Below are 16,995 nucleotides of genomic sequence, written 5' to 3' on the forward strand. Positions count from 1 at the left end.
TTCCGGTCGGTCCCGACGACCGGCAGAGCGCGGTGGGTCACGCGCGTCGTACCGGCCGGGAGGTCCGGTCGGGCCGCGGGTGCGCCGCCCGACCGGATCTCCCGCTGATCAGCCGTTGTTCTTCTGGAACCGTTCGTACGCCTTGTTGACCACGTCGATGTACTGCTCGGAGTTCTTGGCCTTCAGCTCGGCCACGTACGCGTCCCACTCGGTGAGGGGCCGCTGGCCCAGAGCGAACTTGAGCGTGTTCTGGGTGACGAAGTCCTTCAACGGGGTCTCCCAGAGCGACACCTGCTCGCGCTCCTCGTCGGTCAACGGGGCGGGCGGGGGCACCACCCTGGGGGGACGGGCGTCCATCACCTTCTGGAACTCCAGCTCCTCCGGGGAGAAGAACCCACGCACCAGGTCTGGGCTGCCACCGTAGGCGAAGACGCCGTTCTGGAAGCCGAAGTCCTTCTGCAGGTGCTTGGGGGCCTTCGGGTTGAGGCCGAGGAAGTCGACTCCGGGGTTGAGCGTGCGCTTGCCGGACGCGTCCTTGGTGAAGGTCGTGCCCTCGATGCCCCAGCGGGCGAACTCCAAGCCGGCGTCGGAATACCACAGCCAGTCGATGAACTGCATCATGGCCACGAAGTTCTTGCTCTCCCGGGCCTTCGAGGAGATCATGATGCCGTTCTCCAGTCGGGGGAACGGGTTGACCTCGCCGGCCGGGCCGATCGGCAGCGGGATCTTGGCCATCTTCGCATTCGGCAGGGTCTTGGCCAGGTCGGGCCGGTGGTTGTTGACCAGCGTCTGCGCGTTGCCGGTGACCACGAAGGACTTGCCGTTGGCGAGCTTCTGGCGTGCCTGGTCGTCGGTCTGGGTGAAGCTCTCCGGGTCGAGCAGGCCCTCGGCGACGAGCTTGTGCAGGAACGTGACCATCTGCCGGTACTGCTCGGACGCCCCGGTGTAGTTGAACTTCTTCGCCGCCGGGTCCCAGGTGGCGTGCTGGTAGTCCCAGCCGGCCTGGGTGCCGTGGGCGGAGCCGAGGATGTTGAGCAGCGCGCCGGTCGGGTTGGGCTTGCTGAAGAGGTCGGAGTACGGGTAGACGTTCGGGTACTTGGCCTTCATCGCCTTGAGCACTGTGTACAAATCGTCCCAGGTCTTCGGGACCGCGAGGTTGAGCTCCTGCATGATGTCGGTGCGCACCAGCACCGTGTAGTCCTGCGTGGGCTTCTCGTGCATGCCGGGCAGCAGGTAGAACTTACCGTCGGACTGCCGCAGGTTGTCGATCTCCGGCTTGAGGTTCCACTTGGCGATCTTGTCCTTGAGGTTGGGCATCAGATCCAGGTAGTCGCTCACCGGGAGGACCGCCCCGGACGACACGAACGCGTTCTCCTGCGGGTGGTACGTCTTCGGGATGATCAGCGGAGCGTCACCGGCGCCGATGAGGAGGCTGCGCTTCTGCTCGTAGTCACTGAGTGGCACGGCGACCGGCTCGATCTTGACGTTGGTCCGCTTGGTCAGCTCGGACCAGAACAGCCAGTCCTCCTTGAGCGGATAGAAGGTGTGGTTGTTGTAGAGCGTGGAGAAGGAGAGCGCCTCGGTGGCCTTGAACTGGTCGCCGACGCCGTAGTTGGCCATCGCGCCGGCCCGGTTCTCGGAGAGGTCCTTCGACTCGCCGGGGTCCTCGGAACAGGCGGTGGTGAGGCTGAGCGCGAGCACACCCGCGGTGGCTATCGCCACCCGGCGCCACGTCTTGTGGAGCATGGCTCGTCCTTTCGGTGGTGGGGGTGAAGGAAGTGATGCGATGCAGCGCCCGGCGTCATCCCTTGACCGCGCCGAGCATCACGCCGGAGACGAAGTACCTCTGGACGAAGGGGTAGACCGCCAGGATGGGCAGAGTGGTGAGCACGATCGTCACGGCCTGGAGCGTGGCCGCGGCCTGCACGACGTCGGCGTCGGCGGCGCCGGACTGCTGTGCATCGGTGGCACCCGCGATGAGGTTGCGCAGGTACACGGTGACCGGCAGCAGATCCTGCTGGTCGATGTAGAGGAACGCGGTGAACCACGAGTTCCAGAACGAGACGGCGTAGAAGAGCACCATCGTCGCGATGATCGCCTTCGACAGCGGCAGCACGATCCGCAGCAGGATGCCGTAGGTGTTCAACCCGTCGACCGCCGCGGCCTCCTCCAACTCGGTCGGCAGGCTTTCGAAGAACGCCTTCATGACCAGCAGGTTGAAGACACTGATGGCGTTGGGGATCACCACGGCCCAGATGGTGTTCTTCATTCCCAGGCTGGTGACCAGCACGTAGTTGGGGATCAGGCCACCGGAGAAGAACATGGTGAAAAGCGCGATGCCGACGAGGACCCCGCGGCCCTTGAGCTGCGGCTTGGACAGCACGTACGCGTAGCACGTGGTCAGCACGATCGAGATGAGCGTGGCGACCACCGTGTACACCAGGGTGTTGCGGTAGTTCGTCCAGAACAGCGAGTCGGACATCACCAGCTTGTACGCGGTCACGTCGAACCCGCGCGGGACGATGCTCACCTTCCCGGCGAGGATGTACGCCTCCTCGCTGAGCGAGCGGGCCACGATGTTGAGGAACGGGTACAGCGTCACGATCACGACGCCGATGAGGACGACCGTGTTGACGATCCGGAAGATCCGGTAGCCCCGGCTGTCCACCGGCCCGCGCGTCTTCGGGGCCTCGCGCTTCGTACCGAGGGTCACCACAGGCTCGTCCCCACCGTGCGACGGGAGATGAGGTTCGCCGAAAGCACCAGGATCAGCCCGATCACCGCCTCGAAGAGACCGATGGCGGCCGCGTAGCTGAAGTTGCTGGACTGGAAGCCCATCCGGAACAGGTAGGTGGAGATCACGTCCGCGGTCGGGTACGTCAGCGGGTTGTAGAGCAGCAGGATCTTCTCGAACCCGACGGCCATGAAGCTGCCGATGTTGAGGATCAACAGGGTCACCATCGTGGGCCGGATGCCCGGCAACGTCACATGCCAGGTCTGCCGCAGCCGGCTGGCTCCGTCGATCCGGGCGGCCTCGTACAGGTCCTCGTCGATGGTGGTGAGGGCGGCGAGGTAGAGGATCGTTCCCCAGCCGACGGTCTGCCAGACCTCGGACGAGACGTAGATGGTGCGGAACCATTCCGCCTGCTGGAGGAACGCCACGGGATCGCCGCCGACGATCCGGACCAGCTGGTTGGCCGTGCCGTCGATCGAGGTCAACTGCATGACCATCGCCGCCACGATCACGATCGACAGGAAGTGCGGCAGGTACGACACCGACTGGACGAACCGCTTGAACCGGCGGGCACGCACCTCGTTGAGCAGCAGCGCCAGCACGATCGGCAGCGGGAAGCAGAACAGCAGGGTCAACGTCCCGAGCACCAGGGTGTTGGTGAAGACCTCCCAGAACGTCGGGTCGGTGAAGAACATCCGGAAGTACCGCAGCCCTACCCAGTACTCGCCGAAGATGCTGCCACCCGGCTTGAAACGACGGAACGCGATGATGTTCCCGAGCATCGGCAGGTAGCGGAAGACCAGGAAGAACAGCAGCGGAAGGATGGCCAGGGAGTAGAGCTGCCAGTCCCGGCGCAGCGCCTGCCGCCAGCTGCGGCGGCGGCGCGGCGAGCGCGGGGCAGGGCTGGGAGCCGCCGCCGAAGGCCGGGGCGGCGCCGGCGGCGGTGGCCGCAAGGTGGATGTCATCCTCGCCTCCTAGACGGACTGCGGAACGGCCACGAGGGGCTCGACCCGCACCGACGTGAACAGCTCCCGGTGGTGGCCGACCTGGCGCTCGGCTCCGGTCAGCAGCAGCGCCAAGGCCGCCGCCACATCACCGCTGGACCGGCCGAACCGCAGCTCGACCTCGCCGGGCTCGACGATCCGCCGACCGGACAGCCCGATGAACGACGCCACGTCGGCCGGTACGCCGAACGTCACGTGCGCCACCTCGCCGGGCTCCAACGGCAGTCGGGTGTAGCCGACCAGGCGGACCACCGGGCGGGTGGTCTGCGCGACCGGGTCGTGCAGGTAGAGCTGGACCACCTCGGTGCCGGCCCGGTCGCCGGTGTTGGCGACAGTGAACCGCACCCGCACCTCGCCGTCGGTCGGCCACGCCGCCGGCTGGTCGTGAGTGCCACCCGCCGGCTCGACAACCGTGGCGTCGGACCAGTCGAAGGTGGTGTAGCTCAGCCCGTGACCGAACGGGTAGGCCGGCGTCGGGTCGATCGAGGACACCTTGTTGCGCCGGCCGAGCGGGGGTGCCAGGTAGGTGCTCGGCAGTCCGCCGGCGTCCCGGGGCACACTCACCGGCAGCCGCCCGGACGGGTTGACCGCGCCGGTGAGCACCTCGGCGAGCGCCTGCCCGCCGAGCTGGCCGAGGAAGAACGCCTGCACGACGGCCGCCGCGGCGCCGAACTCCGGGCCGAGCGCGTAGGGGCGGCCGGTCATCAGCACCAGGACGACCGGGGTGCCGGTGGCGAGGACGGCACGGACCAGGTCGGCCTGCACACCGGGCAGTCGCAGGTCGGCGGCGTCGCACCCTTCGCCGGAGGTGCCCCGACCGAACATCCCCGCCCGGTCGCCGACGGCGAGCACGCACACGTCGGCGGCGGCAGCCGCGGCGACCGCAGCCGGGATGCCCGAGGTGTCCTCACCGGTGATGGTGCAGCCCTGCTCGTGGCTGAGCAGCGGGACGCGTCGGGCCAGCTCGTCGCGCAGCGAGGGGATGTCCAGGCCCAGCCCGAACTCGCTGTGGTGCACGCCGACGTGGTTGGGGAACGAGTAGCAGCCGAGCATGGCCATCGGGTCGTCGGCGACGGGGCCGACCAGGGCGACCCGGTTGCCCACGGGCAACGGGAGGACGCCGGTGTTGCGCAGCAGGACGACGGCCTCCCGGGCGAGGCGTACGGCGACGTCCTGGCTGGCCTCGTCGTCGAGACGCAGCGACGCCACGTCGTCGGGCAGTTCCTGCCAGCCCTCGTCGAGCAGACCGATCTCGATCTTCTGGATCAGCACCCGGCGCAGCGCGCCGTCGATCAACGCCTCGTCGACCTCGCCACGGCGCACGGCCTCCACCAGCGGGGTGCCGAAGGTGTCCACTGTGGGCAGCTCGACGTCGATCCCGGCCCGCAGGGCGAGCCTTGCCGCGTCGGCGGCGCCGTCGGCGACACCGTGCAGGGTCTCCAGGAAGCGTACGGAGAAGTAGTCGGCGACCACGGTGCCGGTGAAGCCCCACTCGTCGCGCAACAGCCCGGTCAGCAGCCCGTGGTCGGCGGCCACGGGCAGGCCGTCGATCTCGGCGTAGGAGTTCATCACCGAGCGGGCGCCGCCGTGGCGCAACGCCATCTCGAACGGCGGCAGGATGACGTCGGCCAACTCCCGGGGCCCCATCGGCACCGGCGCGAGGTTGCGTCCGCCACGGGAGGCGGAGTAACCGGCGAAGTGCTTCAGCGTGGCGACCACGCCGGCCCGCTCCAGGCCCCGCACGTACGCGGCACCGGTCGTCCCCACCAGGTAGGGATCCTCGCCGATCGTCTCCTCGGTGCGGCCCCAGCGGTAGTCGCGGGTGACGTCCAGGACCGGAGCGAGACCCTGGTGTACGCCGGCGGCGCGCATGGACCGTGCGATCCGGTCGGCCATCGCCTCGACCAGGTCGGGGTCGAAGGACGCGCCCCAGCTCAGCGGGGTCGGGTAGACGGTGGCCCGCCACGCGGCGAACCCGGTCAGGCATTCCTCGTGCACCTGCGCCGGGATGCCGAACCGACTGGCGGCCACGATCTGCGCCTGCGAGGCCGCCAGCGACCGGGCGCCGAGCACCGGGTCGACCGGCGCGGTGCCGAAGGGGCGGGTGAGTTGGCCCAGCCCGTGCTGGATGACGGTGCTCCACTGCGGCAGCTCGCTGATCATGTCGGACTGGTGTGGCGCCACACCCTCGCCGGAGGCCTCCGCGCCGACCCACACGCCGACGAGTTGGGCGATCTTCTCCTCCAGCGACATCTTCGGCAGGAGCGCGTCGGCCCGCTCGGCCGGCGTCAGCCGCGGATCGCGCCACGGCGCGGTGTCGCTGTCCCCGGGCAACTGACTACTCATGCCTTGACCCCTCAGCTCCGGACACGTCCCCGTGCCCTCGTGGAACCCGTTCCGTGGCGGACATTTTCACGATCCGAAACTTTCCGGAAATCCGCGCAACCTTTTCGGCAACCTAAGGTCCCCATCGATGTGTGTCAAGAGTCTCAATCGGACGTCCGACGGCCACATCCTGCACACAGTGACTCTGCCGACAGCACTCCGTGGCGCACGCGCCCCGTACGGGCCCACCTACGGTCGGACCGACTGTCGCACCGGCTGGTGTGGCCGACTGATCGTGTTAAGGTCTGCCGAAACTTTCGGATGCTGCTTGAGGTCGCGATGACAGAGCACCGCCCGCTCGACCCACCCGCCTCCACCACCATCGCGACCATCGCCAACGATGTCGGCGTCTCGGTCGCGACGGTGTCCAAGGTCCTCAACGGACGCGGCGATGTCGCTCCCGGCACCAGAGCCCGCGTGGAGGCGAGTCTCGACCGCCACCAGTACCAGCGCCGCGCCCGCCGGCCCTCGCCCGGCGGAGGACGCATCGAACTCGTCTTCCACGAGTTCGACACGGGATGGGCGATGGAGATCCTGCGAGGCGTGGAGGCGGTGACCACCGCGGCCGGCATCGGGTTGTCGGTCGCCCAACTCGACGGCGCGCACCGCCCGCCGGCCCGATGGCTGGAGGCGCTGCTCGCCGACCGGCCGTTGGGCGTGGTGTTCGTCCTCTCCCACCTGGCCGAGGCGCAACAACAGCACCTGCGGCGCCAGGGCATACCGTTCGTCGTCGTCGACACCGACAGCGCGACCTCGGCCTCCGTGCCCACCGTCGGCTCGAACAACTGGAACGGCGGCCTGCTCGCCGCCCGGCACCTGCTGGATCTGGGCCACCGGCGGATCGCCATCATCTCCGGGCCACCCGACGTGCTCTGCAGCCGCGCCCGCGCCGCCGGCTTCCAGTCGGCCCACGAGGAAGCGGGGATAACGGTCGACCGCGAGCTGGTCCGCTACGGCAGTTTCTCCGCCGGCGCCGGGCACGCCCACGGGCTGCAACTGCTACGCCAGCCGTCCCGACCGACGGCGATCTTCGCCGGGTCGGACATCCAGGCCATGGGGGTGCTCCGGGCCGCACGCCAGTGCGGCCTCCGAGTCCCCGAGGACCTTTCGGTGATCGGGTACGACAATCTGCCCGTCTCCGCCTGGACCGACCCGGCTCTCACCACGATCAACCAGCCGTTGCGCGACATGGCTGGCATCGCCACCCAGATGTTGCTCGACCTGACCCGGGGCAACGAGCCAGCGACCAGCCGCATCGACCTGGTGACCGAGTTGGTCGTCCGGGAGAGCACCGCACCCCCCGCCGACCCGCACTGATCCCGGCCCCCTGCGAGGACCCGTGTCTGACTCCGCCTTCATCCCCGACGAACTCCAGCGGTACGCCCCCGAGGTCGCCGAACCCGACGACTTCGACAGGTTCTGGCGGGACACGCTCGCCGAGGCGGCTGCCCGACCGGTGCTCGTCGACGTCCGGCCGGAACCCACCGACCTGCGACTGCTCGACTCGTGGGACATCACGTTCGCGGGCTTCGGCGGTGACCCCGTACGGGCCTGGTACACCCGCCCGGCCGGTCGACCCGAGCCGCTGCCCACCGTGGTCGAGTACGCCGGGTACGGTCGCGGCCGTGGCCTGCCGCACGAGCGGCTGACCTGGCCGGTGGCCGGCTACGCGCACCTGCTGATGGACAACCGGGGTCAGGCGGGTCAGTACGGCGCCGGGGACACCCCCGACCCGCACGGCGCGCCGGGCGGACCCTCGCCGGTCACCTGGGGCATCCACGACCCGCGTGACTACCACTTCCGCCGTCTGATCACCGACGCGGTGCGGGCGGTCGAGGCGGTCCGCGCCCTCCCGGGGGTCGACGTCGACCGGGTCACTGTGGTCGGTAACAGCCAGGGCGGCGGTCTGGCCCTGGCTGTGGCCGGTCTCGTCGCCGACCTGAGCGCGGTGCTGACCACCGCGCCGTTCCTCTGCGACATGCGACGGGCCGTCCAGCTCAGTGAACCCGCGCCGTACGGCGAGATCGCGCGTTACCTGGCCGTGCAGCGGGAGGCCGAGGAGTCCGTGTGGCGCACCCTGTCCTACGTCGACGGTGTGAACTTCGCACGACGCGCGACGGCGCCGGCGCACTTCGGGGTGGGCCGACGCGACACCGTCTGCCCGCCGCGCACGGCCTTTGCCGCCTACAACCACTACGGCGCAGGCAATGGGAGGCCGATCCGGCCGGAGCGGGAGATGCACGTCTACCCGTTCAACGGCCACGAGGGCGGCGAGGCTGTCCACGTCCGGCGGCAGCTGCGCTGGCTCGACTCGGTGCTCCAACCCTGACAGGTGTGGCGGCTCACCGTTGAGCCATAGTCGAGCGTTGATGCATTGCCGATGTTAGCGATAACACGCTATGGTGCGTCGGGCGGAGTGCAGGGCACACTCCCGCCCACCGCCCATCGGTCCGTCGCGCCAGATTCGACGGCCGGCGCCAGGTTCACCGCCACGACCACCAGTGAAGATGTCCGGGTTCCTGGTCGTTGCGCGCACCCCCACCAGGAGCAGCCCATGAGCAGTTCGACCCTCGACCGTCCCGTCCCTCCCCCACCCACCACCGGCGCGACGTCGCGACCTCGCCGGGCTCGCCGGCGGTGGGCCGTCCTGGCCGCCGTCGCCGCCATGGTCGCCGCCGTGCCGATCGCGACCACCCCCGCGAGCGCGGAGTCCAACGGCGGCGTACGCGTGATGCCCCTCGGCGACTCGATCACCGACGGGTTCAACGTTCCCGGCGGTTACCGGATCGAGCTCTGGCAACGGTTCACGACCGGCGGGTACCGCGTCGACTTCGTCGGCTCCCAGTTCAACGGTCCCGCCAGCCTCGGCGACCACGACCACCAGGGCCATTCCGGATGGACGATCGCGCAGATCGACGCCAACGTCGTCAACTGGTTGCGGGCCACGAATCCCCGGACCGTGCTGCTGCACATCGGCACCAACGACATGTACGGCGACACGTCGGGCGCCCCGGGCCGGCTTGCCGCACTAGTCGACAAGATCACCAACAACGCACCGAACGCGGACGTGTTCGTCGCGACGATCGTCCCGAAGTCCGGCGCGGACAACCAGGTCCGGGCGTACAACGCCGCGATTCCCGGGATCGTGCAGACCCGGGCCGCCGCCGGGAAGCGCGTCCACCTGGTCGACATGTACCGCGCATTGACGCTCAGCGACCTGGCCGACGGCGTGCACCCCAACGCCACGGGCTACCGCAAGATGGCCGCGGCCTGGTACGACGCGCTGCGGACCGTGCCCGGCAGCATCGGGGGCGACACACCTCCGACCACCACGCCTCCGACCACCACCCCACCGACCACGCCGCCCGCGTCGGACGCCTGCCGTGTCGCCTACACGGTCAACGCGTGGAACAACGGTCTCACCGCGTCCATCTCCGTGACCAACACGAGCAGCACGCCGGTCAACGGCTGGGCTCTGGCGTTCACGCTCCCGGGCGGGCAGAGCATCACCAGCGGTTGGAACGCCAGCTACACCCCGTCCAGCGGAGCGGTCACCGCCCGCAACGTCTCCTACAACGCGACGATCGCGCCGAACACCTCGGTCGACATCGGTTTCCAGGCGACCCACACAGGCAACGCCGGCCGACCGTCCGCGTTCACCCTCAACGGCACGGCCTGTACGACCGTCTGACACCCGTCGCGGTGCCGGGCAGCAGAGGCTCGGCACCGCGATGGGGAGCGCCCGCCATCGCCGACCCCTGGCGGGCGCTCCCCCGTCGCGCGGCCGACTACGTCGTCCACGTCGCCGTGTCCGCGGGATTGTGGACCTGGACGTCAGCGCTGTCCGCGAGTGCACAGACGACGGGGCGGCGACGGGATCCGTCGCCGCCCCATCAGCGTGTGGTGGTGCTCAGGAGGCGGTGCAGGAGCGCACCACCGGACGGGTCCAGGTGCCGTTGGCCATGGTGGTGAAGCCGAAGACGTTGCCGCTGCCGTTCGACCGCATGGTCATGACGTTGCCGCTGCTGTCCCAGGTCGGGCTGCCGTTCCAGGTGTTGGAGACCTTCTGGGGCGGGGTGACGGCGACCACGACGGTCCAGCTGCTCGCCCCGCTGACGGTCACCTGGCTGTTGAACCGGTCGCCCCATCGAGTGCTGTCCTGCAGCGTCGCGGTGCAACTGCCGCTGGGCGGGGTCGTCGGTGGGGTGGTGGGCGGAGTGGTCGGCGGGTCCGTCGGCGTGGTGCCGTTGTTCAACGCCGCGAGCACGGCGTCGTACGCCGCCTTCTTCTGACCGCTGCTGTTGAACAGCAACGGCGTCTGGGACGCCCGCCACGAGTCACTGTCGCGGATGCCCCACACCGTGACGCCATTGCAGCGGGCCACGGCCAGGCAGTCCTCCACCACACTGCGGTAGGTGGCCGCCGGGGCACCCTGGATGTCCAGCTCGGTGACCTGCACATCCACACCCAGTGCCGCGAAGCTCGACAGCGTGGTGCGGTAGTTGCTCACGTACGGGGAGTCGTTGTTGAAGTGCGACTGGAAACCGACGCAGTCGATCGGCACACCACGAGACTTGAAGTCGCGGACCATGTTGTACACAGCCTGCGTCTTGGCGTGCGTCCAGTTGTCGGTGTTGTAGTCGTTGTAACAGAGCTTCGCACCCGGATCAGCCGCACGCGCGGCCCGGAACGCCGCCTCGATCCAGTCGTTGCCCGTGCGCTGGAGGTTCGAGTTACGACGCGCACCGGAGGTGCCGTCCTCGAACGCCTCGTTCACCACGTCCCACGCCACGACCTGACCACGGAAATGGGTCGCCACCTGCGTCACGTGGTTGAGCATCGCCGACCGCAGCGCGCTGCCACTCATGCTCTCCATCCAGGGCGGCTGCTGCGAGTGCCACGCCAGGGTGTGACCACGCACGCTCATCCCCCGACTCCGCGCGTGGTTCACGATCTGCTCCGCGGCGCCGTAACTGAACCGACCCTGCTGCGGCTCCGTCGCGTCGATCTTCATCTCGTTCTCGGGCGTCACCGAATTGAACTCTCGGTTGAGGATCGTCGTGTAGTTGCCATCCGACAACCTGCTCGCCGCCACCGCCGTACCGAAATACCGGCCCTTCTCCGCAGCAGAAGCGCCAAGAGTCGTCCCGGCGCTCGCCGTGCCGGGCAGGAACGCGGCGCTCGTGGCGGCGAGCAGAGCCGCGGCGGCGAGAACGATCGCCGTACGCGCTCGGGGGCCCGTCCGTGGACGGGTGTCCCCCTGGCACCTTTCGGTCATGTCTCTTCCTTCCGTGAGGCCCGGGGCGGGGCAACTGACGCACCGCTCCGGCGGTGGTGGGTGCCGGGTCGGGACCGCGCACGGAAAAGGCGTCCGGGAAGAGGCGCCAACCCTGGGTCATCGACTCCGGTGGATGAGGAGTATGTCAGCGCCGTTCATCGACGAGCAAGAATTTCCGGAAGTTTAACGAGACATGGACCGCCCCGGTCATCAGACCAAGAGACTGCTGCCCAGGTGGCACCCCATGCCGCAGCACGGGGAGGTCGTGGTGCATCGACCCAGGACGGAGCGAGAGGAACCCGCCGCCGCAAGTTCCGGAACTTGTTCCGCAACGCCTACCCGCCGTACGGGCAGACCGACGTTCCCGCTAGATGATCACCGACCGGCGGCGGGGTAGAGCCGGCTCACGGTCTCGGCCACGCAGACGGGCTTGCCGCCGGTGTCGCTCTCCACGGTGACCGTCGCGACCATCTGCACACCGCCGCTGACCGGCGACACCTCGGCGATGACGACGGTGGCGCGCACGGCGGCGCCGACCCGGACCGGCGCGGGAAAACGCACCTTGTTCAGCCCGTAGTTGACCCCCATGGCCACCCCCTCGACCCGGTAGAGCCGGCCAGCCAGGGCCGGCAGCAGCGACAGGGTCAGGTAGCCGTGGGCGATCGTGCCGCCGAACGGCCCCGCTGCGGCCCGCTCCGGGTCGAGGTGGATCCACTGGTGGTCGTCGGTGGCGTCGGCGAAGAGGTCGACGCGGCTCTGCTCGATGGGCTGCCACGGGCCGGGCCCGATGGTCTCGCCGACAGCGGCGGCCAGCTCTTCGAACGAGCCGAAGACTCTCATGCCGGATCTCCTTGGAGCTAGAAGGCGTTGACGCCGGTGAGCGCGCGTCCGATGAGGAGTTGCTGGATCTGGCTGGTGCCCTCGTAGAGGGTGGCGACCCGGGCGTCGCGCAGGTACTTGCCGACCGGGTACTCGTCGATGTAGCCGTACCCACCGAAGACCTGGACCGCGTTGTTGGCCGCGCGGACGGCGGCCTCGCTGGCGAAGAGCTTGGCCATCGACGCCTCGGTGGCGAACGGCTGGTCGCGGTCGATCAGGTCGGCCACCTGCCACACCAGCAGCCGGGCGGCGGCGGTGTCCACCGCGATGGCGGCGAGGAGTTGCTGGACGAGCTGGTGCCCGGCGATCGGCTTGCCGAACTGGGTTCGCTGCCCGGCGTAGCCGACCGCCGCGTCGAGGCAGCCCTGGGCGATGCCGACGCACCCGGCGGCCACCGACATCCGTCCCTTGGCGAGGGTCGCCAGGGCCAGCCGAAACCCGCCGCCCTCGGCGCCGAGGCGGGCCGCGTCGGGCACGCGCACCTCGTCGAAGCCCAACTCGCCGGTGGCCTGGCCGCGCAGGCCCAGCTTGCCGTGGATCTCGCGTCGGGTCAGCCCCGGGCTGTCGGTGGGCACCAGGAACGCGGTGATGCCCCGGTGCCCGGGACCGCCGGTCCGGGCGAAGACCAGCGCGACGTCGGCGGTGGTGCCATTGGTGATGAACATCTTCGTGCCCGTGAGCAGCCAGTCGTCGCCGTCGCGGACCGCGCGGGTGCGCAGCGCGGCGGCGTCCGAGCCGCTGTCCGGCTCGGTCAGCGCGAAACAGCCGAGGGCGGTGCCGGCGCAGAGCCCGGACAGCCACTCGGCCCGCTGCTCGGCCGACCCGTGGGCGGCAATGGACTTCGCGACCAGGCCGAGGGAGACCGAGACGATGCCGCGCACCGCCGAGTCGCCCCGGCCGAGCTCCTCCAGGACCAGGCAGTACGCGAGGTGGTCGCCACCGGAGCCGCCGTCGGCCTCGGCGATGGTCAGCCCCAGGAAGCCCAGGTCACCGAGCTTGCCGACGATGGCGGGGTCGACCGACTCACGTCGATCCCAGGCGGCCGCGTGCGGCAACAGCTCCCGGTCGGCGAACTCGGCGGCCAGTTGGCGCACCGCCGCCTGCTCGGCGGAGAGAGTGAGCTCCATGACGCTTAAACTAGCGGTGATAGTTTACCGCGTCCAGACCGGACGATCACCGATCCGAGGCCAGCCCGACCTGCCGCTCGGTGGCGAACGCCCGCGCCAGCTCGGTACGCGAGCGGATGCCCAGCCGGTGGAAGACGTTGCGCAGGTGGTGGTCGACCGTACGGGTGGAGAGGAACATCCGGGCCGCGATCTCACGGTTGGTCGCCCCCTCCGCGACCAGCTCGGCGATCTTCAGTTGCTGGCCGGTCAGCAACCGCGCCGCCGGCAGGTCCGGCGGACCGACCGACTCCCCGGCCGCCCGCAGCTCGGTGGTCGCCTGCTCGGCCCAGCGACTCACCCCGAGCAGCGTGAACATCTCACGGGCCTGGTGCAGGTGCGTACGCGCGTCGCGCGGGCGTCGGCTGCGGCGCAGCTCCTGACCGAAGAGCAGCTCGGTGCGGGCACGTTCGAACGTGCCGGCCTCCGTCGGGTGCAGCCGCAGCGCCGTCTGGAACTCCTGCTCGGCCTCGGGACCGCCGCGCGGCGCGAGTAACGCGTGGCACCGGGCGGACAGGGCCCGGCGCAACGGGCTCGCGGTGCTGCTGGCCCACCTGTCGAACACGGCGAGCGCGGCCGTCGCCGCAGGTCGGCAGGGCAGGTGGGCTGCCGCCTCCACCAGGTAGGGGGTGGCCATCACCTGCACGAGAACCTGACCGCGCCCGGTGCCCAGCCGGGCCAGTGACGCCAGCCGGTTCGCGGCCTCGGCGTGCCGGCCGTCGACCAGGTCGAGCACCGCAAGGGCCCACCCGGCAAACGCGTGCGGACGGCTGCCCGGCGTCGGCGTCTCGCCCATCTCGCGGATGCGCCGCAGGCTGGTGTCCCGGTCGGCCCGCACGGCGGCGAGCACGGCGAGCATGCCGAGGTGGACGTTGGCGCAGTTGGCCTGACCGGTGGCACGGGCGACCCGCAGCCCGTCGCGGGAGGTTTCCGCCGCCGCCTCGTGCCGGCCCAACCAGTACTCGGCGACCGCCCGCAACTCCAGCGCCCGGGACAGCATGGACAGCTCACCCCGCTCCCGGGCCAGGGCGACGGCGCGATCGGCGAGCCGGTGTGCCGCGCCGTCCACGGCGACCACCAGGCCGGCCGCCGCGGCACAGCTCAGCGCGGTGGGGGTCAACGCCGACCCGGTCAGTCGGCCACCCAGCACGACGGCGCGACGCAGTGCGGGGCCGGCCCGCTCGTGATCGCCCCGCAGGGTCGCCGCCACCCCGCCGACCAGACTGCCCATCAGCTCCATGGATGGAGGATCGTTCGGCCGCCGCAACGCCGACGCCCGGCGGCCGACCTCGGCGTACCGGTACTGGTCGCCGGCGAAGCAGACCGCCTCGCCGGCCCGTACGAGCCCGGACATCGCCAGCGCGCGGTCGGTGCCGGCCACCGCTCCCGCCGAGGCCAGCAATCTGGCCGACGCGCGGGCGGCGGTGCCGCACCGCAGCTCCAACTCGCCGCGCAGCAGGTCGGCGCGACCCCGGACGGCCGGGTCCCGGTAGACCGCGCGGAGACGGTCGAGCAGGAGCCGGGCCACGTCGGGCTGGCCCCCGGTCCAGGCGTAGTGGGCGGCGGTCAGCAGGCGGGCGGCCGACTGGGTCGGCTGGTCGCTGAGGTCGGCGGCCCAGCGCAGCGCCGCCGAGGCGGTGGCCCAACCGTCGGCGCCGCCGGCTGCCGCCGCTTCCAGCTCGTCGGCGAGGGCGGGGTCGGCACCCGCCGCCGCGGCGGCGAGGTGCATCGCCCGGCGCAGCCGCTGCCCGTCGGCCACCAGCACGCCGGCGAGCAGTCGGTGCGCCGCGCGCCGCTCCGCGAGTGGGGCGCTGGCCGCGATCATCGTGCGCACCAGGGGCTGAGGAAAGGTGACGCCTCGCGGCTCGACGCGGACCAGGCCGGCCACCTCCGCCGGGGCGAGCGCCTCGATCTCGGACCCGGCGACTGCCGCGGCCCGGATCAGCGTGCCCGGCTCGCCGTCCTCGTCGAGCGCCGCGAGCAGCAGCATCCGTCGGGTGTCCGGTGGCAGCCGGTCCAGTCGGGCCCGGTACGCGCGGCCCAGAGCACCGTCCGCCGGTGGCGCGGCGGGTAGCGACTCCTCCCCCCGCCACTGGCCGGGACTGAGCACGTCGACGAGGTCCACCAGGGCCTGCGGGTTGCCGCCGCCGATCGCGGCCAGCGCGGCCACGACCGACTCGGCGGGCCGCTCGGGGAGCCGGTCGCCGCTGCCCCGCTCGATCAACGATCGGAGTCGGTCGGTGAGGACGGCGGCGCTCTCGTGCTCGGTCAGGGCGCGAAGCCGGTGTGCCGGTATCCCGTCGACAGTGGCGGTCACGTCCGCGGTGAGCAGGATGGCGATCGGCAGGTGGCGCAGCCGGCGGGCCACGAAGGCCAGCACCTGGGCGGTCTGCGGGTCACCCCGGTCGACGTCGTCCATCGTGGCGAGCAACGGACGGTCGCGGGCGGCAGCGGTGAGCAACCCGAGCACCGCCATCGACAGCGTCAGCCGGCGGTCGGCCGGGCAGCTCTCGCCGCCCAGCGCGCGCCGCAGCAGTCGACGCTGCTCGTCCGGGAGGACGGTGGCCCGGTCGAGCACGGGGTCGACCAGACGTTGCAGGCCGGCGTACGGCAGGGCGGCCTCCTCGGCTAGCCCGCTCCCGCCGAGCACGGTGCAGCCGTCGGCGTGCCGGTGGGCGTAGCCGACCAGCGCCGTCCGACCCGATCCGGGCTCACCGTGCAGCAGCAGGGCACCGCCGCCGTTGGGCATGCCGTCGAGGAGGCTCCGGACAGACCGGCACTCGTCGTCCCGGCCACGCAGCACGGTTAGTTGCACTCTCGATGCAGTAACCATGCATGTCAGTGTCACTCATCGGAAACCGAATGGAAAGAGGGGGCGATATCGGGCCGGACCGGAGTCAGTCGGCCGCGACCTCCGCCAACAGGGCCCCCACCGTCCGGGTCATCACCGCGCGGGCCTGGTCCACGCCCAGCCCGAGGCCGTAGCGCAGCATCGACCAGGCTGGCCACATGCTCGCGGCGATCAGGGCGTTGAGCAGTTGCTCCCGACCCCGACCAGCCTGGGCCAACTCGGCGGCGAAGAGTTCCTCGACCTCGTCGCGGACCCGGTCGATGTGCTTGAGGCGGTTGCGGTGCAGCTGGTCGGAGACCGGCTCGCGCATCTGCGCGGCACGCGCCGACGGCGTGATGAGCTGGAGCAGCCGGGCCCGCTGCCGGCAGTACGCGTCGACCCGCTTCGCCAGCGGCAACCCGGGCGAGACCGGCCGGTAGGCGGCGTCCTGCTGGCGGAGCACCTCCGCGCCGCTCGCCTCGAAGAGCGTCTCCATGTCCTTGAAGTTGGTCCAGAGCGTCCGCAGCGAGATGCCGGCCCGTTCGGCGATGCGCTCCCCGGTCGGGCGGAGGTCCCCCTCGCCGATGAGCGCGAGATGAGCCTCGACGATGGCCGCGCGGGTGCGCTCGGCCCGGGCGGTACGCCCGTCGACCCGGCTCGCGACCTCGACCCCGTCCATCCGCCCCCGCCCTCTCACCGCCACGGCGCCTCCTGACGCACCG

General features: G+C 70.6%; 12 protein-coding genes. 3 read left to right on the top strand and 9 right to left on the bottom strand.

Annotated elements, in window-relative coordinates:
• Window positions 1-108: 108 nt before the first annotated feature.
• From KBX46_RS01965 to KBX46_RS01980, 4 genes are read right to left on the bottom strand one after another with little or no spacing between them, the layout of a single operon-like run.
• Window positions 109-1,746 (bottom strand): extracellular solute-binding protein, encoded by a 1,638-nt coding sequence (locus KBX46_RS01965; RefSeq protein ID WP_210790123.1) that lies wholly within the window; start codon window positions 1,744-1,746, stop codon window positions 109-111.
• A gap of 55 nt (window positions 1,747-1,801) precedes the next feature.
• Window positions 1,802-2,713, bottom strand: coding sequence for a carbohydrate ABC transporter permease (locus tag KBX46_RS01970; protein WP_088951816.1), 912 nt, complete (start codon window positions 2,711-2,713; stop codon window positions 1,802-1,804).
• Complete coding sequence (locus KBX46_RS01975; RefSeq protein ID WP_210790125.1) at window positions 2,710-3,699, bottom strand: sugar ABC transporter permease; 990 nt, start codon at window positions 3,697-3,699, stop codon at window positions 2,710-2,712. The genes KBX46_RS01970 and KBX46_RS01975 overlap by 4 nt, the downstream gene beginning before the upstream one ends.
• A 9-nt stretch (window positions 3,700-3,708) precedes the next feature.
• The gene (locus KBX46_RS01980; protein WP_210790128.1) at window positions 3,709-6,084 is read right to left on the bottom strand and encodes a glycoside hydrolase family 3 N-terminal domain-containing protein; all 2,376 of its coding nucleotides are present in this window, start codon (window positions 6,082-6,084) and stop codon (window positions 3,709-3,711) included.
• Between the two features lie 318 nt (window positions 6,085-6,402).
• Here KBX46_RS01980 and KBX46_RS01985 point away from each other — a divergent pair, with 318 nt between their 5' ends.
• The 3 genes from KBX46_RS01985 to KBX46_RS01995 all read left to right on the top strand — a co-directional run bounded on the left by KBX46_RS01985 (window position 6,403) and on the right by KBX46_RS01995 (window position 9,814).
• A complete protein-coding gene (locus KBX46_RS01985) occupies window positions 6,403-7,440 on the top strand; it encodes a LacI family DNA-binding transcriptional regulator (protein ID WP_210790130.1) in 1,038 nt (345 codons plus the stop codon).
• A gap of 22 nt (window positions 7,441-7,462) precedes the next feature.
• Entirely contained in the window at window positions 7,463-8,452 is a 990-nt protein-coding gene (locus KBX46_RS01990; protein WP_308159334.1) for an acetylxylan esterase, read from the top strand.
• Window positions 8,453-8,677: 225 nt separating this feature from the next.
• Window positions 8,678-9,814 (top strand): cellulose binding domain-containing protein, encoded by a 1,137-nt coding sequence (locus KBX46_RS01995; RefSeq protein ID WP_210790133.1) that lies wholly within the window; start codon window positions 8,678-8,680, stop codon window positions 9,812-9,814.
• A 219-nt stretch (window positions 9,815-10,033) separates the two neighbouring features.
• Here KBX46_RS01995 and KBX46_RS02000 read toward each other — a convergent pair whose 3' ends face one another.
• The 5 genes from KBX46_RS02000 to KBX46_RS02020 form a co-directional block, all read right to left on the bottom strand.
• On the bottom strand, window positions 10,034-11,401 hold the full coding sequence (locus KBX46_RS02000) for an endo-1,4-beta-xylanase (protein ID WP_210790136.1): 1,368 nt from the start codon (window positions 11,399-11,401) through the stop codon (window positions 10,034-10,036).
• 375 nt (window positions 11,402-11,776) lie between these two features.
• Window positions 11,777-12,241, bottom strand: a complete 465-nt coding sequence (locus KBX46_RS02005) for a MaoC family dehydratase (RefSeq protein ID WP_210790139.1) — start codon at window positions 12,239-12,241, stop codon at window positions 11,777-11,779.
• Between the two features lie 17 nt (window positions 12,242-12,258).
• Window positions 12,259-13,407: an acyl-CoA dehydrogenase family protein gene (locus KBX46_RS02010; protein WP_210790143.1), complete on the bottom strand. Its 1,149-nt coding sequence runs from the start codon at window positions 13,405-13,407 to the stop codon at window positions 12,259-12,261.
• A gap of 46 nt (window positions 13,408-13,453) precedes the next feature.
• The gene (locus KBX46_RS02015) at window positions 13,454-16,276 is read right to left on the bottom strand and encodes an AAA family ATPase (protein WP_210790146.1); all 2,823 of its coding nucleotides are present in this window, start codon (window positions 16,274-16,276) and stop codon (window positions 13,454-13,456) included.
• A 64-nt stretch (window positions 16,277-16,340) separates the two neighbouring features.
• Window positions 16,341-16,952, bottom strand: coding sequence for a TetR/AcrR family transcriptional regulator (locus tag KBX46_RS02020; protein WP_088948637.1), 612 nt, complete (start codon window positions 16,950-16,952; stop codon window positions 16,341-16,343).
• Window positions 16,953-16,995: the final 43 nt, after the last annotated feature.

It is taken from the genome of Micromonospora sp. C81 (assembly GCF_018070425.1).
GTDB lineage: Bacteria > Actinomycetota > Actinomycetes > Mycobacteriales > Micromonosporaceae > Micromonospora > Micromonospora zamorensis.